The organism is Kitasatospora sp. NPDC057015, from assembly GCF_042673745.1.
In the GTDB taxonomy this organism is placed as follows: Bacteria; Actinomycetota; Actinomycetes; order Streptomycetales; family Streptomycetaceae; genus Kitasatospora.
Genome location: NZ_JBHUSG010000035.1, coordinates 37,339 through 59,055, shown reverse-complemented (window position 1 = coordinate 59,055; position 21,717 = coordinate 37,339). Strand labels below are relative to the sequence as shown.

The 21,717-nt window shown below is 74.3% G+C and carries 14 protein-coding genes; 6 read left to right on the top strand and 8 right to left on the bottom strand.

The features are described 5' to 3' along the window. Position 1: 1 nt before the first annotated feature. Genes ACFTWP_RS27730 through ACFTWP_RS27715 form a run of 4 tightly spaced genes read left to right on the top strand, consistent with a single transcriptional unit; the run spans position 2 to position 5,966 of the window. Positions 2-4,804, top strand: a complete 4,803-nt coding sequence (locus ACFTWP_RS27730) for a putative T7SS-secreted protein (protein WP_380267606.1) — start codon at positions 2-4, stop codon at positions 4,802-4,804. Continuing rightward, on the top strand, positions 4,785-5,285 hold the full coding sequence (locus ACFTWP_RS27725; RefSeq protein WP_380267605.1) for a hypothetical protein: 501 nt from the start codon (positions 4,785-4,787) through the stop codon (positions 5,283-5,285). The genes ACFTWP_RS27730 and ACFTWP_RS27725 overlap by 20 nt, the downstream gene beginning before the upstream one ends. After that, entirely contained in the window at positions 5,272-5,679 is a 408-nt protein-coding gene (locus tag ACFTWP_RS27720; RefSeq protein ID WP_380267604.1) for a hypothetical protein, read from the top strand. Before ACFTWP_RS27725 ends, ACFTWP_RS27720 begins: the two co-directional genes overlap by 14 nt. Then, positions 5,580-5,966 (top strand): CPCC family cysteine-rich protein, encoded by a 387-nt coding sequence (locus ACFTWP_RS27715; protein ID WP_380267602.1) that lies wholly within the window; start codon positions 5,580-5,582, stop codon positions 5,964-5,966. Before ACFTWP_RS27720 ends, ACFTWP_RS27715 begins: the two co-directional genes overlap by 100 nt. 62 nt (positions 5,967-6,028) lie before the next feature. Here ACFTWP_RS27715 and ACFTWP_RS27710 read toward each other — a convergent pair whose 3' ends face one another. From ACFTWP_RS27710 to ACFTWP_RS27695, 4 genes are all read right to left on the bottom strand, one after another. Continuing rightward, on the bottom strand, positions 6,029-8,509 hold the full coding sequence (locus tag ACFTWP_RS27710) for a [protein-PII] uridylyltransferase (protein ID WP_380267601.1): 2,481 nt from the start codon (positions 8,507-8,509) through the stop codon (positions 6,029-6,031). A 106-nt stretch (positions 8,510-8,615) separates the two neighbouring features. Then, entirely contained in the window at positions 8,616-8,954 is a 339-nt protein-coding gene (locus tag ACFTWP_RS27705; protein WP_380267600.1) for a P-II family nitrogen regulator, read from the bottom strand. After that, complete coding sequence (locus ACFTWP_RS27700) at positions 8,954-10,282, bottom strand: ammonium transporter (protein ID WP_380267599.1); 1,329 nt, start codon at positions 10,280-10,282, stop codon at positions 8,954-8,956. The genes ACFTWP_RS27705 and ACFTWP_RS27700 overlap by 1 nt, the downstream gene beginning before the upstream one ends. A 397-nt stretch (positions 10,283-10,679) precedes the next feature. Next, entirely contained in the window at positions 10,680-12,134 is a 1,455-nt protein-coding gene (locus ACFTWP_RS27695; RefSeq protein WP_380267598.1) for a hypothetical protein, read from the bottom strand. Between the two features lie 700 nt (positions 12,135-12,834). On the opposite strand from ACFTWP_RS27695, the gene ACFTWP_RS27690 reads away from it, so the two are divergent. Next, positions 12,835-13,566, top strand: coding sequence for a bifunctional DNA primase/polymerase (locus ACFTWP_RS27690; protein ID WP_380267597.1), 732 nt, complete (start codon positions 12,835-12,837; stop codon positions 13,564-13,566). A 234-nt stretch (positions 13,567-13,800) separates the two neighbouring features. Here the strand turns inward: ACFTWP_RS27690 and ftsY are convergent, their stop codons facing one another. The 4 genes from ftsY to ACFTWP_RS27670 all read right to left on the bottom strand — a co-directional run bounded on the left by ftsY (position 13,801) and on the right by ACFTWP_RS27670 (position 20,352). Continuing rightward, positions 13,801-14,997, bottom strand: coding sequence for a signal recognition particle-docking protein FtsY (gene ftsY / locus ACFTWP_RS27685; protein WP_380267596.1), 1,197 nt, complete (start codon positions 14,995-14,997; stop codon positions 13,801-13,803). A gap of 338 nt (positions 14,998-15,335) precedes the next feature. Next, a complete protein-coding gene (locus tag ACFTWP_RS27680) occupies positions 15,336-19,061 on the bottom strand; it encodes an AAA family ATPase (RefSeq protein WP_380267595.1) in 3,726 nt (1,241 codons plus the stop codon). Between the two features lie 311 nt (positions 19,062-19,372). Beyond that, a complete protein-coding gene (locus ACFTWP_RS27675; protein ID WP_073925999.1) occupies positions 19,373-19,576 on the bottom strand; it encodes a hypothetical protein in 204 nt (67 codons plus the stop codon). A gap of 482 nt (positions 19,577-20,058) precedes the next feature. Then, on the bottom strand, positions 20,059-20,352 hold the full coding sequence (locus tag ACFTWP_RS27670; protein ID WP_380267594.1) for an acylphosphatase: 294 nt from the start codon (positions 20,350-20,352) through the stop codon (positions 20,059-20,061). 383 nt (positions 20,353-20,735) lie between these two features. On the opposite strand from ACFTWP_RS27670, the gene ACFTWP_RS27665 reads away from it, so the two are divergent. Continuing rightward, positions 20,736-21,614, top strand: coding sequence for a CAP domain-containing protein (locus ACFTWP_RS27665; protein WP_380267593.1), 879 nt, complete (start codon positions 20,736-20,738; stop codon positions 21,612-21,614). The last annotated feature ends 103 nt before the right edge of the window (positions 21,615-21,717 follow it).

Sequence of the window (21,717 nt, the reverse complement as noted above, 5' to 3'; positions counted from 1 at the left end):
GATGGGTTTCGGGGATTTCGTCGACGGCGTCGGGGACGCCTTCGAGGACGGCATCGACTCGGTGAAGAGCACGGTCGGCTCGGCCGTCGACGGCGGGGCGCACCTGCTGGGCGACGGGCTGGACGCGGTCGGGCTGCACGGCGCCGCCCACGCGGTCGACTCCTTCGGCGACTCCGTGGCCGACTCGCTGGGCGCGCAGGTCGGGGAGTACCAGCTGGGCGAGTCCGACGACCCCAAGGACCTGGTGCACGGGGACGTCGAGGGGATCGGCGAGTCGGTCAAGCACCTGCGGAGGTTCCAGGCGGCGTTCGAGCAGACCGGGCAGGGCCTGTCCCGGCTGGACGCCGAGCACTGGAAGGGCGCGGCCGGCGACGCCTTCCGGGCGAAGTTCGCCCCGCAGCCGAAGCTCTGGCTGACCGCCGCGGACGCCTGCCGGGCGGCGGCGTACGCGATGGACGGCTTCGCCCACACCGTCACCTGGGCGCAGGAGCAGGCCCAACAGGCCATCGACACGTACAAGGCCGCGAAGAAGGCCTCGGAACAGGCCCGCGACTCCTACGACAAGAACGTCGACCGCTACAACCAGGCCGCCCAGGACTGGAACAAGGCCTCCCAGGACGGCAGGGACCCGGGCCCGCGGCCCACGGATCCGGGCGAGTTCCACGACCCGGGCGTGGCGGGCCTCAAGCAGGCCCAGGAGAAACTGCGCACCGCCCGGCAGCAGCGGGACGCCGCCGCCGACACCGCCAGGTCGGCCGTCGACGCGGCCACCGCCACCGCGCCGGCCGAGCCGAGCTTCAGGTCCCGGATGGGCAACGACCTGTCCGACACCTTCCAGGGCGCCATGGTCGGACAGCTCCACCTGGCCGGCGGCCTGGTGAAGGGGGCCGCGGACATCGTCAAGTTCGGTCGCGGGCTGAACCCGACGGACCCGTACAACCTGACCCACCCCGCCCAGTACGCCGATCACGTCTCCACCACGGCCGCCGGACTGCTGCACGCCTCCAACCATCCGATGGAGCTGCTCTCGGCCGTGGTGGGCTCCGGCTGGAGCTCCGACCCCTTCGAGGCCTTCGGGAAGCTGACCACCAACGTCGCCTTCGGGGTGGCCACCGGCGGCGCCGGCGAGGCGGGCGCGGTCGCCGAGGACGTCGCGCTCAACACGTCCAAGAACGTCGCCGAGAACGCGGCCAAGGACGCGGGCGAGAACGCCACGAAGAACGCCGCGAAGGACGCGGGCGAGAACGCCGCCCGCAAGGACGCCGGCCAGGCGGCCAGGGACGCGGCGGAGAACGCCGGGAAGGAGGCCCGGGAGCCGGCGAACATCAAGGAGTGCGGCGACCCCGTCGACGTCGCGACCGGACGGGTGATCCTGCGCCAGAGCGACCTCGCGCTCCAGGGCTCGCTCCCGGTGTCCTTCGGCCGCGCCTACAACTCGGGGTACCGCTCCGGCCTCTGGATGGGACCGCGCTGGGCCTGCGGCGCGGACGAGCGGCTGGTCGTGGACTCGGCGGGCGTGCTGCTGCTCAGGGCCGACGGCGGTCTGCTGAGCTACCCGCACCCCGTCCCCGGCGTCGCGGTCCTCCCCGTGTCCGGGGCCAGGTGGCCGCTCACCCTCGACCCGTCGGGCACCTACTCGGTCGAGGACCCGCTGACCGGCCGGTCCCGGGTGTTCACCCCCGATCCGGACGACGCCTCCCACGCGCCGCTCACGGAACTGCGGGACCGCAACGGCCGCTGGACGGCGTTCGACTACGACGCCGCGGGCGCGCCGGTGGCGATCCGGCACCACAGCGGCCACCGGGTGGGCATCGAGGTGACCGGTGACCGGATCACCGCCCTCCACCTCACCGGGGCCGGGCCGGACGGCGGTGACCTGGAGATCGTCCGGTACGGCTACACGGACGGCATGCTCACCCACGTCGTCAACTCCTCCGGCCTGCCGCAGGTGTTCGAGTACGACGACCGGGGGCGCATGACGGCCTGGGTGGACCGCAACGGCTCCCGGTACGGCTACGCCTACGACCACCTGGACCGCTGCACCGACCAGGGGGGCACGGCCGGCCACCTGCACTACCGCTACGCCTACGGCGAGATCGACCCGGCCAGCGGCCACAGCGTCACCACCGCGACGGACTCACTGGGCCACGCCACCCGCTTCCTGGTCAACGACCGCGGCCAGGTCCTGCAGGAGACCGACCCGCTCGGCCACGTCGCCCAGTGGCGGCGCGACCGCCACGACCGGGTGCTCTCCCGCACCGACGCGCTCGGCCGGATCACCGCCTACGAGTACGACCCCGCGGGCAACCTGGTCACCGTCACCCGCCCCGACGGCGCGCAGGCCCTGGCCGCCTACGACGCGGAGCTGAACGTCCCCCTCGTGCTCGTCGACCCGGACGGTGCCACCTGGCGCCACCGGTACGACCGCCGGGGCAACCGGATCGCCACGACCGACCCGGCCGGCCGCACGACCCGCCTGCGCCACGACGAGCTCGGCCACGTCGTCGCGGTCACCGATCCGCTCGGCAACACCACGACGCTCAGGCGCGACGCGGCGGGCCTGCTGCTGGAGGTCCGCGATCCGCTCGGCGGCACCCTCCGCTACGAGCGCGACGCCTTCGGCCGGCCGGTGGCGAGCACCGACCCGGTGGGCGGCACCACCGTCTACTCCTGGACCCTGGAGGGCCGTCTCGCCGGGCGGACCACCCCCGGCGGGGCACGGGAGTCCTGGCGCTACGACGGCGAGGGCAACCTGGTCGAGCACGTCGACGCCGTCGGGGGCGTGAGCCGGTACGAGTACACGCACTTCGACCTGCTCGCCGCCCGCACCGGCCCGGACGGCGTGCGCCACGAGTTCGTCCACGACACCGAACTGCGACTGCTCCGGGTCACCAATCCGCAGGGCCTCACCTGGGACTACAGCTACGACCCGGCCGGCCGGCTGGTGGCCGAGAGCGACTTCGACGATCGTGTCCTCGGCTACGACCGGGACGCCGTCGGACGGGTGCTGGCCCGGCGCACGGGCGGTGCCGAGGCGGTCCGGTACGAGCACGACGTGCTCGGCCGCCTCGTCCGCAAGACGGTCGACGGCGCGACGACGACCTACACGCGGGACCGGGCCGGACGGCTGCTGCGCGCGGTCTGCCCGGACGTCGAACTGGTCCGCGAGTACGACCAGCTCGGCCGGATCACCGCCGAAGTGTGCAACGGCGCACGGTTGGAGAGCCACTACGACGAGGCCGGACGCCGTACCGGCCGGCGGACACCGGCCGGCGTCGAGAGCCTCTGGGGCTACGACGCCGCGGGACGCCGCACCTCGCTCTCCGCCTCCGGCCACACCGTCGGCTTCACCTACGACGAGGCCGGCCGGGAGACCAGCCGCAGCCTGGCCGGCCGGGCGAGCCTGGCCAGTCTCTGGGACCAGGACCACCGCCTGAGCAGCCAGGCGATCCTGGTCGACGACGCCCCCGACCCGCTCAGTGAGCCGGCCACGGCGGCCGGCGGCCGGGTGGTCCAGAGCCGCGACTACACCTACCGCCCCGACGGCATGCTCACCGAGGTGGACGACCGGCTCTCCGGGCGGCGTTCCTTCGCCCTGGACGGCAACGGCCGGATCAGCGCCGTGAGCGCGCACAACTGGACCGAGCGCTACGCCTACGACGCGACGGGCGGGGTGACCGAGGCCCACTGGCCGGAGTCGGCGAACACCGCCGCGGCGGTCGGTCCGCGGGAGTACGCCGGCACTCGGGTGACCCGCGCGGGCGGCGTGCGCTACGAGTACGACGCCCAGGGCCGGATGACGCTCCGGCAGAAGACCAGGCTGTCGCGCAAGCCGGAGACCTGGCGGTTCGCCTGGGATGCGGAGAACCGCCTCACCGCGCTCACCACCCCGGACGGAACGGACTGGCGCTACCTGTACGACCCGCTCGGGCGCCGCATCGCCAAGCAGCGGCTCGAAGGGGAGGACGGACGGGTCGCCGAGCAGACCGACTTCACCTGGGACGGCTTCACGCTGGCCGAGCAGCGGACCCGTCACCCGCACTCCGCCGGCCTGCACACCCTGACGTGGCAGCACCGCGGGGCGCGGCCCGTCTGCCAGATCGAGCAGATCACCCGCGATGCGGATCCGGCCGAGGTCGACCGCAGGTTCTTCGCGATCGTCACGGACCTGATCGGCACGCCCACCGAGCTGGTCGACGGATCCGGCGCGATCGCCTGGCGCGCACGGACCACCGTCTGGGGGTCGACGACCTGGCCGAAGAGCAGCACGACGTACACGCCGCTGCGCTTCCCCGGCCAGTACTTCGATCCCGAGAGCCGGCTCCACTACAACGTCAACCGCTACTACGACCCCGAGGTCGGCCGGTACGCGTCCCCCGACCCGCTCGGCCTCACGCCGGCCCCCGACCACTACGCGTACGTGCCCAACCCCACCGTCTGGTCGGACCCGCTCGGCCTGGCCCCCTGCCGCGCCGCGGCCAAGGAGCAGGCGCTCAGGGACGCGGGCGTTCCGGAGGGCTCCGAGCCCCTCGAAGAGCGCTGGGTCCCGTCGACGACTCCGCGCGGGAAGCAGATCCTGGACGAGAACCACCAGCCGGTGTACTTCAAGGAGGAGGACTACCTGACGGACTCGGGCGATCTCGTGACGTTCCAGGACCACCACACCGGGCACTCCTACGGTGACCCGAACGGGGTCGGCGACCAGCCTCCCCACGTACACGTCCGACCGTATGATGACCCGCGCAACGGCCAGCTCGGGCCCCCGGTGGAGGAGCACTACTACTATGACCCTGCACTGGGTTGACACCCTCCGGAACCCGGAGAAGCTGCTGGAGCTGTACCGCACCGGGCCGCGGGCGGGTGCGCCGCGCATCCACTCGCTCCATCTGAACCGGCGCGGGCCGACCCTCACGCTCAGGGCCAGCCTCCCGGACCAGGGCGAGCTGTTGCGGGCGGACAGGGCCCGACCGGGCTGCGACACCGTCGAGTTCCACCTCCAGTTCCTGGACGTCGGGGACGTCCGGATCACCGGCGGTCCGTTGCCCGCCGAGGCGGTGATCGAGATCGGGGAGCTCCCGGAGAACCGGATCGCGGTGCGCATCGACGGCGGGCGGACGAGCATCGCCTTCACCGGCAACCGCTCCGTCTCGGTCGGACGGCTGAGCACCCGGGAGGCCGCGACGGACGGGCCCTCCCCCGTCCACCACTACACCGGCCGAGTCGACGCACTGCGGTACTCGGCACCGCCCGCCACCTGGGAGAAGAACTACTATGAGCGGGTTTGACTGGACGGGGCTGCTGACGAATCCGGACGAACTCGTCGGAGCCCTCGGCGGCCCGCCGGCCTTCGAGGAGCTCGACCTCTTCTCCCTCCTGGCCGACGAACGCGGGGAGTCGGTCACCCTCGGATTCGAACGTCCGGGGCTTCCGCCGGCCACGGCGTCCGGCGGCATCGACGAAGCCCCGCGGCACTCGGTGGAGTTCTTCGTCGTGCTCTCCGGCCTGACCCGCGCGGACATCGACGGGTGGGGCTACCAGGGAGTGGACGAGTACGCGTTCTCCCGCACCGGCCCCGGGCAGTGCCTGCTCTCGATGCGAGGTCCGGGAACCCGCGTGGAGCTCGCCTTCGCCACCGCACGCGTCGAGGGCCTCCGGACCTACCGTTCCGCGCCGGAGTGAACCCGGAGCGAAGCCGGAGCGGGACTCGCGGAGAACCTCGCCACGGCTGCCCCTGCTGCCGTCGTACGACCCTGCCGTCCCGCGGACGGTACGACATCTGCCCGGTGTGCGGGTGGGAGGACACGGGACAGGGCGACGCGGACGCGGACGCGGACCGCGGCGGCCCCAACCGGGTCACGCTGACGCAGGCGCGGGAGAACTTCCGGGAGTTCGGCGCCTCCGAGGAGCGGTTGCTGGGCCTGACCCGCCCGCCGAAGGGCTCCGAACTCCCCGACCGCGAGCACTGACGGCGGCCGGCCGCACCCGGCCGGTCCCCGTGCCACGCCCTCGCCCACGCCCACGCCCACGGTCACCCCAGGGCCGCCTGGATCTCCGCCGCCACCTCCGCCGCGCGCTGCGCCGACAGCGGCCGGCCGGCCGGGTCGGTGACGTAGAAGGCGTCGACGGCGTCCGCGCCCAGGGTGGAGACGTGCGCGGTGCGCACCCGCACCCCCGCCCCGTCCAGGGCCCGGCCGATCCGGTGCAGCAGGCCGGGCGCGTCGTGGGCGCGGACCTCCAGGACGGTGGCGGTGGCGGAGGCGACGCCCGGGGCGACCGAGACCACCGGCGGCGGGGTGCTGATGCCGCGCCGCCGGGGCGCGGCGGCGTCGCGTTCGGCGAGCTTGCGGGCGACGTCCAGCGAGCCGTCCAGGGCGCGGCGCAGGTCGGCCCGCAGACGGGCGGCCTCCGGCAGCTCGCCGTACTCGGCGGTGACCGTCCAGGAGAGCAGCAGGACGGCCCCGGCGCCGATCGGGTCCAGCTCGCGCAGGCTCGCCGCGCGGACGGTGAGCCGGTGCAGGGCCAGCACGCCGGCCACGGTGCCCAGCAGGCCGGGGCGGTCCGGGATGGCGAGGGTGAGGTCGACACCCATCGGCTCGGTGGCGAAGGAGTCCTGGTTGCTCTGTGCGTGCAGGGACAGCGCCGGGCCCAGGGTCCGGGCCGCCTCCACGGCGAGGCGCTCCTCCTCCGCGGTCGGCTCGGCGTCCGGGTGGGGGCCGCCGCGGTCGAAGGCCGGCGCCGGATCCCCGCCGGCGAGCTGGGCGGCCGCGCGCGAGACCAGGTGGTCCACCAGCGAGGCCCGCCAGCTGCTCCAGGCGGCCGGGCCGGTCGCGGTGGCGTCGGCCTCGGTCAGTGCGTGCAGCAGCTCCAGGTGCGGCAGGGTGCCGACCACCTTGGTGATCAGGTCGACGGTGGCGGGGTCGTCCGGGTCCCGCCGGGTCGCGGTGTCGACGAGCGTCAGGTGGTGGCGGACCAGGACGGCGAGGGTCTCGGTGTCGGCCCGGTCGAAGCCCATCCGGACGGCGACGTCGCGCACGATCACCTCGCCCGCCTCCGAGTGGTCCCCCGGCCAGCCCTTGCCCAGGTCGTGCAGCAGCGCGGCGACCAGCAGCAGGTCGGGGCGGGCCACCCGACGGGTCATGGCGGCGGCCTTCACCGCGGTCTCGACCAGGTGGCGGTCGACCGTCCAGCGGTGCACGGCGTTGCGCTGCGGGCGGCAGCGGACCCGCTCCCAGTCCGGCAGCAGCCGGGTGATCAGGCCTTCGGCCTCCAGCGCCTCCCAGACCGGGATGCACGCCTCCCCCGCGCCCAGCAGGGTGATCAACTGCTCGCGTGCCTCGTCGGGCCAGGGCACCGGCAGCGGCCTGGTCTCGGCGGCCAGCCGCCGCACGGTGGCGTACGAGATGGTCAGGCCGGCCTGCGCGGCCGCGGCGGCGGCGCGCAGCGGCAGCACCGGGTCGGTGGCGGGGCGGGCGCCCTGGGCGAGGACGGCTTCGCCGTCCTGCTCGACCACGCCCTCGGCGAGCGGTCTGCGGTCCACCGCGCCCCGGGCCACGGCGCCGCCGCCGCGGCCGACGCCGGTGAACGGGAAGGAGAGCCGGGAGGAGCGCCGGCCCCGGCTGGAGCGGGCGGCGAGCACCCGGTCGACGGCGCGCCAGGTGACGTCGCCGGCGTAGGTGATGGTGCGGGCGGCCTCGTACACCTGGCGCAGCAGGGTGTCGGCGTCGAGCACCCCGAGGGTCGCGGCGACCTGGTCCTGGTCCTGCAGGCTGAGGCGTTCGGTGGCTCGTCCGGTGGTCTGGTGCAGGGCGTCGCGGACGTCGCTGAGGCGGCGGGCGGCGGCGTCCAGCCCGTCGCGCGGGGCGTCGGCGAGCCAGGAGGCGGCGATCGCGTTGAGGGTGACCACGTCGCGCAGGCCGCCCCTGGCCTCCTTGAGGTCGGGCTCCAGCAGGAAGGAGAGCTCGCCGTGCCGCTCGGCCCGCTCCGCGGAGAGCTCCTGCAGCTCCGGCAGGCGGGTGGAGGCGGTGGCGCGCCAGTCGGAGAGGACGGCGGAGCGCAGCGAGGCGGTGAGGGCGGCGTCGCCGGCGATGTGCCGGGCGTCCAGCAGGCCGAGCTGGGCCTTGAGGTCCTCCGCCGCGACGGAGCGGGCCTCGCCGAGGGTGCGGACCGAGTGGTCGAGGGCGGCCCCGGCGTCCCAGACGGGGTACCAGATGCGCTCGGGCAGCTCGGGGTCGACCGGGCCGTCGTGCAGCAGCAGGACGTCGAGGTCGCTGCGCGGGGAGAGCTCGCCGCGTCCGTAGCCGCCGACCGCGACCAGGGCGACGCCGGGCGGGGCGCCGGCCGCGTCGAGCAGTCCGGCCAGCCAGCGGTCGGTGAGCGCGGCGAGCGCGGCGCGGCGTTCGGCGCCGAGGACGGCGGGGTCGGCGAGCAGCCGGGTCCGGGCGTCGCCGTAGCCGGTGGGCCCGTCCGGTCCGTCCGCGGGCGGGGAGGGCGGGCTGGATTCGGTGGTCATGTCGAGATCCCCATCCGTCGTCCGGGCGGTGCACGGTCCTGATATGCCGTCAGCGGACCTGCGACCGGTAACCGGCCGCAGGTCCGCGTGAGTGATCGAGACGATGTTAGAGGGCGTCGGGCCCGCGCTCCCCGGTACGGACCCGGACGGCGGTGTCGACGGGGATGCTCCAGACCTTGCCGTCGCCGATCTTGCCGGTCCTGGCGGCCTTCACCAGGACGTCGATCAGCTGCTCCGCGTCGTCGTCCTCGACGAGGACCTCGATGCGGACCTTCGGCACCAGGTCGACCGTGTACTCGGCGCCCCGGTAGACCTCGGTGTGGCCGCGCTGGCGGCCGTAGCCGCTCGCCTCGGTGACGGTCAGACCGTGCACCCCGAAGGCCTGCAGGGCGGCCTTCACGTCGTCCAGCCGGTGCGGCTTGATGACCGCGGTGATGAGCTTCATCAGGCGCCAACCTCAGTCTTCTCGGCGGTCTTCTCGGTCTTCCCGGCGGGGGCCGGGGTGGCGCGGGACAGGCTGGCGCCCATCGCGCTGAAGTCGTAGGCCGACTCGGCGTGCTCGGCCTGGTCGATGCCGGCCACCTCGACGTCCTCGGAGACCCGGAAGCCGATGGTCTTGTGGATCGCCTGGCCGATCAGCCAGGAGAAGACGAAGGAGTAGACCGCGACCACTCCGACGCCCATGGCCTGCTTGCCGAGCTGGTCGAGGCCGCCGCCGTAGAACAGGCCCTTGGCGGTCTGGCCGACCGTGCCGGTGGCGAACAGGCCGACCAGCAGCGAGCCGATGGCACCGCCGACGGCGTGCACGCCGACCACGTCGAGGGAGTCGTCGAAGCCGAAGCGGTACTTGAGGCTGATCGCGGCGGCGCAGGCGGCGCCGGCGATCAGGCCGATCGCGATCGAGCCGAGCGGGCTGACCGAGCCGCAGGCCGGGGTGATGGCGACCAGGCCGGCCACCGCGCCGGAGGCGGCACCGAGGGTGGTGAAGGCGCCGTGCTTGATCTTCTCGTAGATCAGCCAGCCGAGGACCGCGGCGGCGGTGGCGATCTGGGTGTTGATCAGGGCCATCGAGGCGACGCCGTTGGCGGCCAGCGCCGAGCCGGCGTTGAAGCCGAACCAGCCGAACCACAGCAGGCCGGAGCCGAGCATCACCAGCGGGAGGCTGTGCGGGCGCATGGGGTCGCGCTTGAAGCCGACGCGCTTGCCGAGCACCAGGCAGAGGGCCAGGCCCGCGACACCGGCGTTGATGTGGACCGCGGTGCCACCGGCGAAGTCGATCACGCCGTTGCGGTCGCCGAGCCAGCCGCCGTTGCCCTTGTCGAAGAAGAAGACCCAGTGCGCGACGGGGAAGTAGACGATCGTCACCCAGAGGGCGACGAACAGGGCCCAGGCACCGAACTTCGCCCGGTCCGCGATGGCGCCGCTGATCAGCGCGGGGGTGATGATGGCGAACATCAGCTGGAACACCGCGAAGGTGGTGACCGGGATGGTGCCGGTCAGGTCGTTCAGGCCGATGCCCTGCATCCCCAGGAAGTCGAGGTTGCCGATCAGACCGGCGCCCGCGTCGGGGCCGAAGCTGAGGCTGTAGCCGTAGAGCACCCAGAGCACGGTGACGATCGCGAGCGAAACGAAGCTCATGACCAGCATGTTGAGCGTGCTCTTGACCCTGACCATGCCCCCGTAGAAGAAGGCCAGGCCCGGGGTCATCAACATGACCAGGGCCGCACTGATGAGCACAAAGGCGGTATCGCCTGCGCTGAAGCCGTCCGGCATCGGCGTCTCCTCGTAAATGAAAGCCGCTCCACCCGCGGGATACCTGTCCCGTGCCACCCGGGGTGTCGGCGATGAAGAGGAGAGTGTCGAAGGCGGGTTTCGGCCGATGCGGCTCGGTGTTTCGCCGCCGTGACGACGTGAACCCACGGGTTACGCCGACGTGAACTACGGCCGTGCCATGACAGATCTTGGGTTACCGTACGGCCGCACAGCACCGGGAGTGCCCAAACGATCACCGACCGTGGAGGCGGTGGCCTCCACGGTCGGCGGGACGGGCCCTGCGGCGGCCCCGGGCGGCCCTCGATGGCCGGAAGTCTGCGGTCGGCGGTGCAGCCCGCGCACCCGCACCTGGCACCGCGAGCCGCCGGCCCGGCGGGGCCGACGGGCCGCGGCCCGGTCAGACCGCCGAGGCGAACTCCGGGATCTCCTGCACCACCCGGTCAGCCAGCCGGCTGACCCCCGGCACGCCCCTGAAGTTGCGGTTGGCCGCCTCCGAGGTCTTGCGCACCCGGGTGTTGAGCCGCTCCGAGCGCACCTTGGTGGCGATGTCCACCGCCTGCTCGGCCATCACGGCGGCCTGCTCGGGCTCGTTCTGCAGCAGGTGGACGCTGGCCATGCCGACCAGGTTGAAGGCGTACGAGCGGACGTGGTCGTCGTCCCGGCGGAAGAGGTCGACCGCGCGCTCCATCACCGGCGCCGCCATCGAGGCGTAGAGGTCGCTGCGGCTGGAGTGGTAGGCGAGGTCGCGGTAGGAGTGCGCGTTCTCGGCGTTGAGCTCGGCCGCGGAGAAGAACTTCAGCCAGTCCGGGTCGTTGTCGCCCTCGCGGATGTCGGTGAAGGTGTCCTCCGCCAGCCGGACGGCGCGGGCGCAGCGGTTGACCTCGCCGATCGTCGAGTAGGCGCGGGCCTCCATCGCGTACAGCAGCGACTGCTGCTTGGGGGTGGCGGTGTCGCGACTGCCGTACTGGGCCAGGTGGATCAGCTCCAGCGCGTCCTCGCCGCGGTTGAGGTGGATCATCTGCCGGCTCATGTCGGTGAGGATGAGCGCGCCGAACGGGCGGTCGCCGGCCTCCTTGGCCGCGTGCAGGGCGAGCACGTAGTACTTCTGCGCGCTCGGGTGCATCCCGACGTCGTAGGACATCCAGCCCGCGAGGTGGGCGAGTTCGGCGGTGAGCCGGAACAGCCGCCTGGTGGTGTGCTCGGGGTAGCTCTCCTGCAGCAGGTCGGTGACCTCGTGCAGCTGGCCGACGACGGCCTTGCGGCGCAGGCCGCCGCCGTTCTGCGCGTCCCACTGCCGGAACATGACCGTGGTCTGCTCCAGCAGTTCGAGTTCCGGCTCGGAGAGCCGGCCGCTGAACGGCTCGCCGCCGTTGGCCGCCGCCAGGATGGGGGTGGGGGCGCCGCCGGGGCCGGGGGTCAGCCAGCGCTGCATCGGCTCGATCAGCGCGGCGCCGGCCGTCAGGGCGAGTGAAGTGCCCAGGAATCCGCGGCGGTTGAGCATCAGGTCGCTGCGGGAGTACTCGCTGATCAGCTGGACGGTCTGCGGGGCGCTCCACGGCAGGTCGACGCCGCCGCCCACGGTGGAGACCGGGATGGCGGCGCGCAGCCCGAGGTCCTCGATCGAGACGACCGAGCCGAACCGCTCGGAGAACAGTTCCGACATGATCTTCGGGATCGGCTCGCGGGGTTGTTCACCGTCGAGCCAGCGGCGCACCCGTGAGGTGTCGGTGGAGACGTGGTGCGCGCCGATCTGGCGGGCCCTGCGGTTGACCTGCCGGGCCAACTCGCCCTTGGACCAGCCGCTTCGGCCGAACCACGAGGTCAGCTTCTCGTTGGGTTGCTTCTCTGCCATGGGAACGTCCCATCCCGCCCGGCCCCGCCCACGGGGCCCCGCTCGTGATGCCCGACGGTCGCGGGCGATTCCTAGACGTGCCGTACCTGTTCGTACCGCCCGGGTGCCCTCCGACGCCGCTGCTCCCGCAGTGGTGCGGTCGCACCCGCCTGTCTCCACGCGTCCACGGTCCACGTGTCCACGCTTCCTCGCACTCACGCCTTTCGTACTGGTGTGCCACCGCCCGACGAGGAGGTGTCGCACTCCCCAACTCCCGCCCCCGGAAGGGCTGGAGCGGATGCCTCGTCGCGCTCGGTGAGGTGAACGTAACGCTCTTTCGACCATCCGGGGGAGCATCGCCGGAGAAACGCCACCTTTCGCCACCCCCACGGGTGAACTGTGCGCAGTCCGCACACGCTTCACTGGTAGTCCGGCCGGACCGGCATATGCGGGCCGCCAAGTCACCTGTGATATCCCGACCGACAGGACAACCGGCAGCAGCCGCAGGCGAGTTTGCCGGCCCCGCCGCACCGGGGGGCGCACCCGCCCCCGGCGTTCCGCCCCCGTACCGGCCGCCGCAGGGCGACCGCCGGATCGCGCCGTACGAACTGGCGCACACCGGCCACTGCGCGCCGCCCCCGCACCACACGCACCACATCGGACAATCGACACAACGTCACCATCCCGTAACCACTGGCAACGAGAACCTGTTGGGGGAGGCATGGACAACCTGTTCGGCGATCTTCGACTGGGACACCTGCGGCTCGCGGCTCGCGGCACCCGGCGCCGCATCCGCGCCACCGCGTTCCAGGCGGCAGCGGAGTACACCGGGCGCTGGGGCTGGGCGGTCGCCCCGGGTGCGCCCGGCCGGCCGGCCGGCCCCGTCGGCCGGGCCGGCGCACCGCTGGGCTGCCCCTGCGGCGCCGCCCGCTGCGCGGCCCCGGGCCTGCACCCCGCCCCTGGCGCCGGCCTCCCGGCCGGGCTCCCCGCCGGGCCGGCCCCCCGGGAGGCCGGCGCGGAGCTCGGCGCGGCGGGCGCCGTGCTCTTCCCGACCGGGCGGGCCTTCGACGTGCTGGACGTCCCCGAGCAGGCCGGGCTGCAGGCCCTGGTGCGGCTGGAGCGGATGGGCACCCAGGTCGGCCCGGTGCTGGCCCCGCCGACCGGGCGGCTGCAGTTCCTGGTCGCGGCCGGCACCGCCCGCCGGCTGCCCGAACTGCTGTACCGGATGGGCTGGGACGACGCCGCGCTCGACCTCGCCTGTCACGGCGAGGGCAGCTACGTGGCCGCGCCGCCGACGGTGCTGGACGGGCTCGGCCCGGTCCGCTGGCTGCGCCGCCCCACCCGGGACAACGCCGGCTGCCCGCCGGAGGCCCGCCTGCTGCTCGGTACGCTCGCCTACGCCTGCCACCGCGGGCGCGAACGCCGGGCCGAGCCCGTCTGGCTGGCCTCCTGAGCCCCGCGGTCCACCCCGTCCGACCCCGGTCCAACCCGTCGGACCCCGGTCCAACCCGTCGGACCGTGTCCATCCCGCCGGAGCCCGCTCGCCGCGCACGACGGCCCGCGTGCCGGTACGACGAAGGGCCGCTCCCCCTCCTCGGGAAAGCGGCCCCTGCGGCGGCCGTTCGCACGGACGCGGTCACCCGCGGCCGGTCGGTCGCCGATCGGTCAGTGGCCGATCGGTCGCCGGTCAGTCACCGATCAGCGCGTCGACGAACGCGGTCGGCTCGAAGGGCGCCAGGTCGTCCGCGCCCTCGCCGAGCCCGATCAGCTTGACCGGGACGCCCAGCTCGCGCTGGACCGCGATCACGATGCCGCCCTTGGCGGTGCCGTCCAGCTTGGTCAGCACGATGCCGGTGATGTCGACCACCTCGGCGAACACCCGGGCCTGCACCAGACCGTTCTGGCCGGTGGTGGCGTCCAGGACGAGCAGCACCTCGTCGACCGGACCGTGCTTCTCGACGACCCGCTTGACCTTGCCCAGCTCGTCCATCAGGCCGGTCTTGGTGTGCAGCCGCCCGGCGGTGTCCACCAGGACGGTGTCGGCGCCCTCGGCGATGCCCTCCTTCACGGCGTCGAACGCGACCGAGGCCGGGTCACCGCCCTCCGGTCCGCGCACCGTCCGCGCACCGACCCGCTCGCCCCAGGTCTGCAGCTGGTCGGCGGCCGCGGCCCGGAAGGTGTCGGCCGCGCCCAGGACGACCTTGCGGCCGTCGGCCACCAGGACCCGGCCGAGCTTGCCCGAGGTGGTGGTCTTGCCGACGCCGTTGACGCCGACCACCAGGACGACGGCCGGGCGGCCGTCCTCGTGCTTGGCCGTGTGCAGCGTGCGGTCGGTGTCCGCACCGATCAGCAGGACGAGCTCCTCCTGGAGCAGGCCGCGCAGTTCGGCGGGCGTGCGGGTGCCGAGCACCTTGACCCGGGTGCGCAGGCGCTCGACCAGCTCCTGGGTCGGCTTCACCCCGACGTCGGCGACCAGCAGGGTCTCCTCGATCTCCTCCCAGGTGTCCTCGTCGAGCCGCTCGCGCGAGAGCAGCGTGAGCAGGCCCTTGCCGAGCGAGTTCTGCGAGCGGGACAGCCGCGAGCGCAGCCGGATCAGCCGCCCGGCGGTCGGCTCGGGGACTTCGAGGGCGGGCGCCTCCTCGACCGCGGGGGCCGGCGGGAGCTGGACCTCCTCGACGGTCTGGACGGGTACCTCGACCGGTGGCGCGGCCTCGTCCCCCACCTGGGGTTCCGGCTCGGGCTCGACCGGGGCCTTCGGCGCCGTGATGACCGGTGCCGACGCCTTCGGCGGCAGCTCCTTGCGTCGCCTCCCGCTGACGACGAGGCCCGCGATCGTGCCGATGACGGCCACCGCGATGACCACGGCAAGGATCACGAATTCCACATCAAACTCCTTCGCTGGGTGCCCGTCCGTGAGGCCGGGAGTGCTGGTGATCCTTCGCCCGGCGGGCCGCAGCACCGCCGCTTCACTGCTTGACCGCCGCCCTTCGGCGGAGGTCGTGGCCGGCCGCTCCGGCTTCGCCGGGCGGCTGAGTGCGCAGCCCCCCTCGCGGGCGAGGGGGAGGAGTCACAACCCTCCCAGTATCCGCGACCGGCCCGTGGAAGCGGCACACGCCCGGCCCCGGGGGCCGTCGGGCGCGCGGATCACCCGGCGGGCTCAGCCCCGCGGCGCAGACCCGCCGCTCGGACTCGCGACGCAGCCCCCCTACGCAGCCCCGCCGCTCAGACCGGACCGGCCCCCGCCGGGGCGGCCGGGCGGGAGGGCGGTGCCGCGACGCGCAGCCGCTGGCTGATCACCTGCGAGATGCCGTCGCCCTTCATCGTGACGCCGTACAGCGCGTCGGCGGACTCCATGGTGAGCTTCTGGTGGGTGATCACGATCAGCTGGGAGCTCTCCCGCAGCTCCTCCATGATGGCGATCAGCCGGCGCAGGTTGCTCTCGTCCAGTGCCGCCTCCACCTCGTCCATCACGTAGAACGGGCTCGGGCGCGCCTTGAAGATGGCGACCAGCAGGGCGACCGCCGTGAGCGAGCGCTCGCCGCCGGAGAGCAGGGACAGCCGCTTCACCTTCTTGCCCGGCGGCCGGGCCTCCACCTCGACGCCCGTGGTCAGCATGTTGTCGGGGTCGGTGAGCAGCAGCCGCCCCTCCCCGCCGGGGAAGAGCCGGGAGAACACGCCCTCGAACTGCGCGGCCGTGTCCCGGTAGGCGGCCGTGAACAGCTGCTCGACCCGGGTGTCCACGTCCCGGACGATGTCCATCAGGTCGCGCCGGCTGCGCTTGAGGTCGTCCAGCTGCTCGCCGAGGAACTGGTGGCGCTCCTCCAGCGCGGCGAACTCCTCCAGCGCCAGCGGGTTGACCTTGCCGAGCTGCTGGTAGGCGCGTTCGGCGGCCCGCAGCCGCTTCTCCTGCTCGGCCCGGACGTACGGCACGGGCTCCCCCGGCTGCTGCCCGTCCTCCGGGATCCCGGGCGGCACCGGCACGTCCGGTCCGTAGCCGGCGAGCAGCTCGTCGGCCTCGACGCCGAACTCCTCCAGGGCCCTGGTCTCCAGCTGTTCGATCCGCAGCCGCTTCTCGGCCCGCAGCACCTCGTCCCGGTGGCCGGTGTCGACCAGCTTGTCGAGTTCGGCCTTCAGCTCCCGGCCGTGCTCGCGGCCGGTGCGCAGTTCGCCCTCGCGTGCGGAGCGGGCCTGCTCGGCCTCGTCCCGGTCCGCGGCGGCCCGGGCCAGCGACACCTCCAGGCAGCGGAGCAGCTGCCGGGTGCCGGTGGCCACGGCCTTGGCCACGCCCGCCTCGTGCCCGGCCCGCTCCCGCCGGGCCACCGCCCGGGCCCGGGCCTCGCGCTCGGTGCGGGCGGAGCGGTCCAGCTGGTCCGCCCGGCCGGCCAGGGCCCGGACGCGCTCCTCGTGGGTGCGGACGGAGAGCCTGGCCTCCAGTTCGGCCTGTCGGGCCCCGGCGGCGGCCTCGGCCAGTCGCTCCTGCTCGGCGCCGTCGGGCTCCAGGTCGTCGGCGCAGGCCGCCTCCTCGGCCGCCGCCAGCCGCTCGGCCAGCTCCTCGGCGGCCGCCCGGGCCTGCTCCAGTCCCTCCTCGGCCCGGGCGGCCGAGGCGGCGAGGCGCTCGGCCTCGCCGGCGGCGGCGCGGGCCTGTCCGCCGAGCCGGCCGAGGGCGCCGGCGACCCGGGCCCGGTCCTGCTGCGCCTGGCGGGCGCCCAGCGCGAGGCGCTCCACCTCGGCGGCCGCCGCAGTGCGGCGGGGGGGGGGGGGGGCCCCCCCCCCCGCCCCGCGCCCCGCCCCCCCCCCGCGCGCCCCGCGGGCCTGCGGCGCGTGGGGGGCGCCCCGCGCGAGGCGCTCCCCCGGGGCGGCCGCCGCAGTGCGGCGGGCGGTCGCCTCGCCGAGCCGCTCGGCGAGGCGCCCGCACCGGGCGGCGAGCTCCTCGATGGCCCGCTCGGCCTCGTCGACCGCGGCCCGGATCTCCAGCAGGCTCGGTGCGCCGGCCGAGCCGCCCTGGGCGAAGCCCGCGCCGAGCCGGTCGCCGTCGAGCGTGTAGGCCGTCAGCTCCGGGCGTTCGACGACCAGCCGCCGGGCTGCCGGCAACCCGTCGACCACCACCGCGCCCGCCAGCAGGCCGCGGACCGCCGGCAGCAGTTCGGCCGGGGCCGTGACGAGGTCGGCTGCGGCGCGGGCGCCGGCGGGCAGCTCGTCCGGCGCGGCATTCGGCGTCGCCGGCCGGCCGGCGATCAGCAGGGCCGCCCGCCCCGCGTCCTGACTGCGGAGCAGGGCGAGGGCCCGGACGGCCGCCTCGACGCCGTCCACCGCGACCGCGTCCGCCGCGGCGCCGAGGGCTGCCGCGACGGCGCTCTCGTACCCGGGCTCGGCCTTCAGCAGGGCGGCGGCGGGGCCGAGCACGCCGGCGGCCGGGTCGTCGTCGGCCGCGAGGAGGGTGCCGCTGCCGTCCTTGCGGCGCAGGCCCGGTGCCAGGGCGTCGCGCCGGGCGGTGGTCGCGGCCCGCTCCCGGTCGGCGGCGGCGGCTTCGTCCCGGACGGCCGTGAGGTCGCGGTCGGCCGCGGCGAGGCCGGCGCGGGCGTCCCGGTGGGAGCGTTCGAGTGCCTCGTCCCCCTCGGCGAGGCCGTCGACCTGCTCCTGGAGCTGCCGGAACTCCGCCTCGGCGGCCTCGGCCCGAGCGATCGCCTCGTCCCGGGACCGGGCGAGCCGGCCGATCTCGTCCTCGGCCCCGGCGGCCTTGGAGCGGGCCGCGGCGGTCTGTCCGTGCAGCCGGGCCAGGCCCTCGCGCCGATCCGCGACGGCGCGGGCGGCGGCCTTCAGGCGCCGGTCCTCGGCAGCGAGGTCGCGCTCCAGCCCGGCCCGGGTCTCGACCGCTTCGGCCAGCGCGTAGCGGGCCTCCTCCAGGGCCTCGGCGAGCGCGGCCTCCTCCTCGCGGACGTGCTGCGCCTCGCGCTCCAGCTCCTCGGGGTCGCGGCCGCGGCGCTCCTCGGCCTGCCCGCTCGCCTCGGCGTGCCGGGCCCTGGCCTCGGCCAGGCCGATGGTGCCCCGGGCCCGCTCGGTCAGCGCGGAGAGCTGGTACCAGGTCTGCCGGGCGGCCTCCAGCCGCGGTCCGAGCTGCTGGACCTGCGCCTCCAGCACCGCCTCGCGCTGCAGGGCCCGGGCGAGTTCCTGCTCCACGGTGGAGCGCCGGACCGCCAGCGCGAGTTCGTCCGCGGCCTCGGCCTCGACGGCGCGCCGCAGCCCGGTGAGGTTGTCGGCGAGCAGGCGCATCCGGGCGTCCCGCAGGTCGGCCTGGATACCGGCGGCCCGTCGGGCGATCTTCGCCTGACGTCCCAGTGGTCCGAGCTGGCGGCGCAGTTCGGCGACCAGGTCCTGGACGCGGTTGAGGTTGACCTGCATCGCGTCCAGCTTGCGCAGCGCCTTCTCCTTGCGCTTGCGGTGCTTGAGGACGCCGGCCGCTTCCTCGATGAAGGCCCGTCGGCCCATCGGGTCGGCGTGCAGGACGGAGTCCAGCTGGCCCTGCCCGACGATGACGTGCATCTCGCGGCCGATGCCGGAGTCGGAGAGCAGCTCCTGGATGTCGAGCAGGCGGCAGGTGTCGCCGTTGAGCGCGTACTCGCTGCCGCCGTTGCGGAACATCGTCCGGGTGATGGTCACCTCGGCGTAGTCGATGGGGAGCGCGCCGTCGGAGTTGTCGATGGTGAGGCTGACCTCGGCCCGGCCGAGCGGGCTGCGTCCGCTCGTGCCGGCGAAGATGACGTCCTCCATCTTCCCGCCGCGCAGGGACTTGGCGCCCTGCTCGCCCATCACCCAGGAGAGCGCGTCCACCACGTTGGACTTGCCGGAGCCGTTGGGCCCGACCACGCAGGTGATGCCGGGTTCGAAGCGCAGTGTGGTGGCGGAGGCGAAGGACTTGAAACCGCGCAGGGTCAGACTCTTCAGGTGCATCCGCCGGTCCTCCTCGTCACTGCGCCGGCCCCCGCCCCGCGACTGTATCCGGCCGGGTACGGGGAGGGCTCCAGGCTTGCGGGGGCGCGCGGTTCCGACCGCCGGCGATCCGGCGGTTCCAGACGCATGGGGTCCGGCGGTTTCAGGCGCGCCGGGAGGGGAAACCTCACCGGCAAAGGGTTCCGGACACGACGAAGGGACGCCGGTCAGGGCGTCCCTTGCAAGCTGCGTCCCTTACGGGAGCTCAGTGCACAACAGCGTCGAACAACCGTCGATCGACAGTGCGTCGACCGACGAGGGTACGGCGGGGATCAGGTGAGTGCCGGCTCGCGCTGATCCAGATCGATGCTGCTGAGCAGCGAGTGCTCGTCCGCGACAGCGATCAGAGCGTCGTTCTCGGCCTGCATCCGAATGAGCTCGGACTCCAGGTCCTGGACGCGCTGCTGAAGCCGTCGCATCTCGGAGAGCATTCGCGGGTCGGGACCGCCGACGTACCCGAGAAGCGCCTTTGCCATGATGAGTGGTCCTCCACGCTGAGTGACCGAACCTGTGCGGTATGGGTCTAGGGGGAAGGGAAGACGCACGCGCTTCGCGCCACCGGCAGTGCTGGCTGGGCACTACGGAACAGCCACTGTGAGCTGGGCTCACAAGGGCATGCGCCTACCGGGAAAACGCGGTCGTGTGCGCGGGCTTCCAGCGTCTCACCAAAGACGGAACGGGTCAACACGATCACCGCAAGCGACGACGGCCCTGTCACCTGCACGGCGGAAGTGTCACGCCGGCGGTCCCTCGGGCGGCCTCGCGATGGGTCCACCGACTCGCGGTGGATCACTGCTCGATGCGGAGTCAACCACGAGTCTGCCCAGATGGCAACCGCATGACACCGGCAGTTGCCGTGGATCCGGTGCGGGGTCCGGTCCGCCCCGTCCGGGAGGTGCTCCGTCCGGGTGACCGGCATGATCGACAGGAGGCCGGCCGGCGGGCCCGAGCCCGGCGGTCAGCGGATCGCGAAGCCCTCGTAGCCCTCGCCCGTGGCGGTCCAGATCTCGGTGACCCCGGTGACCGTGCCGGGCGTGTCCGGGCCGCGCAGCAGGGCGAGCAGCCGCTCGCAGTCGGCGGGCAGCCCCTCGGCCACCACCTGGACCCGGCCGTCACCGAGGTTGCTCGCATAGCCGCTGAGGCCGATCTCCAGCGCCCGGGCGCGGGTCCACCAGCGGAAGCCGACCTGCTGCACCCTGCCCCGCACCCAGACGGTGGCCCGGACGGGCTCGTTGCTGTCACGACCATGCATGAGGCCGACCCTATCGGCCCCACCCCGCAGGCGAACCGAGCCACACGACCGCGAGCAGCCCGGCGGCGAGCCGAGCCCAAAGACGCGAGCGAGCCGAAGGGGCGCGCCGGTGCCGAAATGGGGGCACCCCCGGCCGAAGGCTGGGGGAGAGGGAGTGAGGAAGGGAGCGAAGCGACCGCTGGGGGCACCCCCGGCCGGAGGTTGGGGGAGAGCGATGACCGTCGGCACCGGATCGAAGCGCCCCGGAGGCGAGCCGAGCCAACAGGCGCGCGCCCACTTCACCCCTCCCACACCTCCCCTTCTCCGCCCTTCCCCTCCCGTCACAGCCGGCATGCCCTAGAGTCCTCTGCGATCGCTCACAGTTTCGGGAGGGGTTCAGCTCGATGGCACGACACGCACGCGGCGCGCGGCCGGCCGACACCGAGGAGCCCCCGGGACGAGCCGGCCGCCGAGCGGCTCGCGCGGCCAGGCAGCAGAAGCGCCGGCGCCGGACGGGCGGGCTGCTGGCCCTCTGCGCCACGGCGCTCGCCGCCGGCGCGGGGGGCGTGATCAGCGGTGTCCTGCCCGCCCCGGACGCCGCCGTGGTGGCCGGCGACACCCCGTTGGCGGCACTGTCCCCCGACGGCACCGGTACGCCCGGCGGCTCCTCCCCCACCGCCTCCCCCGACGGCACGGCGAGCGCCGGGGCGAGCGCCCCGAGCGCGACCCCGACCCGTGCGGACGCCTCTCCCGCGGCCGACCGCGGCGAGGCCCGCTCGCCGCTCGCCTCCCCCGGCGCCACCGCGGGCACCCCCACGGCGACGGCCACCGCGACGACGGCCGCCCCCACGGTGAAGCCGAGCCCGAGCGCGACTCCCACGACCACCGCGAGCCCGAGCACCAAGGCGGCCAGTCCCGCGGCCGCCGTGCTGGCCCTGGTGAACGAGCAGCGCAAGGCGGCGGGTTGCGCGCCGGTCACCGCCGACGCGCGCCTGGACGCGCTGGCGAAGGCCTTCAGCGACGACATGGCCGCACGCGGGTTCTTCGACCACACCGACCCGGACGGCCACACCCCGTGGGACCGGGCGAAGGCCGTCGGCATCAGCAACCTCGGCGGTGAGAACATCGCCCGCGGCCAGGCCACCGCGGAGGCCGTGATGACCGCCTGGATGAACAGCCCGGGGCACCGGGCGAACATCCTGAACTGCCAGTTCACCAAGCTCGGCGTGGGTGTCCACACCGGCTCCGGCGGCCCCTGGTGGACCCAGGACTTCGGCTTCTGAGCCCGGCGGGGGGGGGGGGGGGGCGCCCCCGCCCCGCCCCCCCCCCCCCCCCCCCCCCCCCCCCCGGGGGCCCACCACCCCCCCCCCCCCCCCCCCCCCCCCC

Bases quoted from the DNA above. Each gene is read 5' to 3' on its own strand.
- ACFTWP_RS27730 (WP_380267606.1), top strand. From the start codon at position 2: ATGGGTTTCGGGGATTTCGTCGACGGCGTCGGGGACGCCTTCGAGGAC.
- ACFTWP_RS27725 (WP_380267605.1), top strand. From the start codon at position 4,785: ATGACCCTGCACTGGGTTGACACCCTCCGGAACCCGGAGAAGCTGCTG.
- ACFTWP_RS27720 (WP_380267604.1), top strand. From the start codon at position 5,272: ATGAGCGGGTTTGACTGGACGGGGCTGCTGACGAATCCGGACGAACTC.
- ACFTWP_RS27710 (WP_380267601.1), bottom strand. From the start codon at position 8,509: ATGACCACCGAATCCAGCCCGCCCTCCCCGCCCGCGGACGGACCGGAC.
- ACFTWP_RS27705 (WP_380267600.1), bottom strand. From the start codon at position 8,954: ATGAAGCTCATCACCGCGGTCATCAAGCCGCACCGGCTGGACGACGTG.
- ACFTWP_RS27700 (WP_380267599.1), bottom strand. From the start codon at position 10,282: ATGCCGGACGGCTTCAGCGCAGGCGATACCGCCTTTGTGCTCATCAGT.
- ACFTWP_RS27695 (WP_380267598.1), bottom strand. From the start codon at position 12,134: ATGGCAGAGAAGCAACCCAACGAGAAGCTGACCTCGTGGTTCGGCCGA.
- ACFTWP_RS27690 (WP_380267597.1), top strand. From the start codon at position 12,835: ATGGACAACCTGTTCGGCGATCTTCGACTGGGACACCTGCGGCTCGCG.
- ACFTWP_RS27680 (WP_380267595.1), bottom strand. From the start codon at position 19,061: ATGCACCTGAAGAGTCTGACCCTGCGCGGTTTCAAGTCCTTCGCCTCC.
- ACFTWP_RS27675 (WP_073925999.1), bottom strand. From the start codon at position 19,576: ATGGCAAAGGCGCTTCTCGGGTACGTCGGCGGTCCCGACCCGCGAATG.
- ACFTWP_RS27670 (WP_380267594.1), bottom strand. From the start codon at position 20,352: ATGCATGGTCGTGACAGCAACGAGCCCGTCCGGGCCACCGTCTGGGTG.
- ACFTWP_RS27665 (WP_380267593.1), top strand. From the start codon at position 20,736: ATGGCACGACACGCACGCGGCGCGCGGCCGGCCGACACCGAGGAGCCC.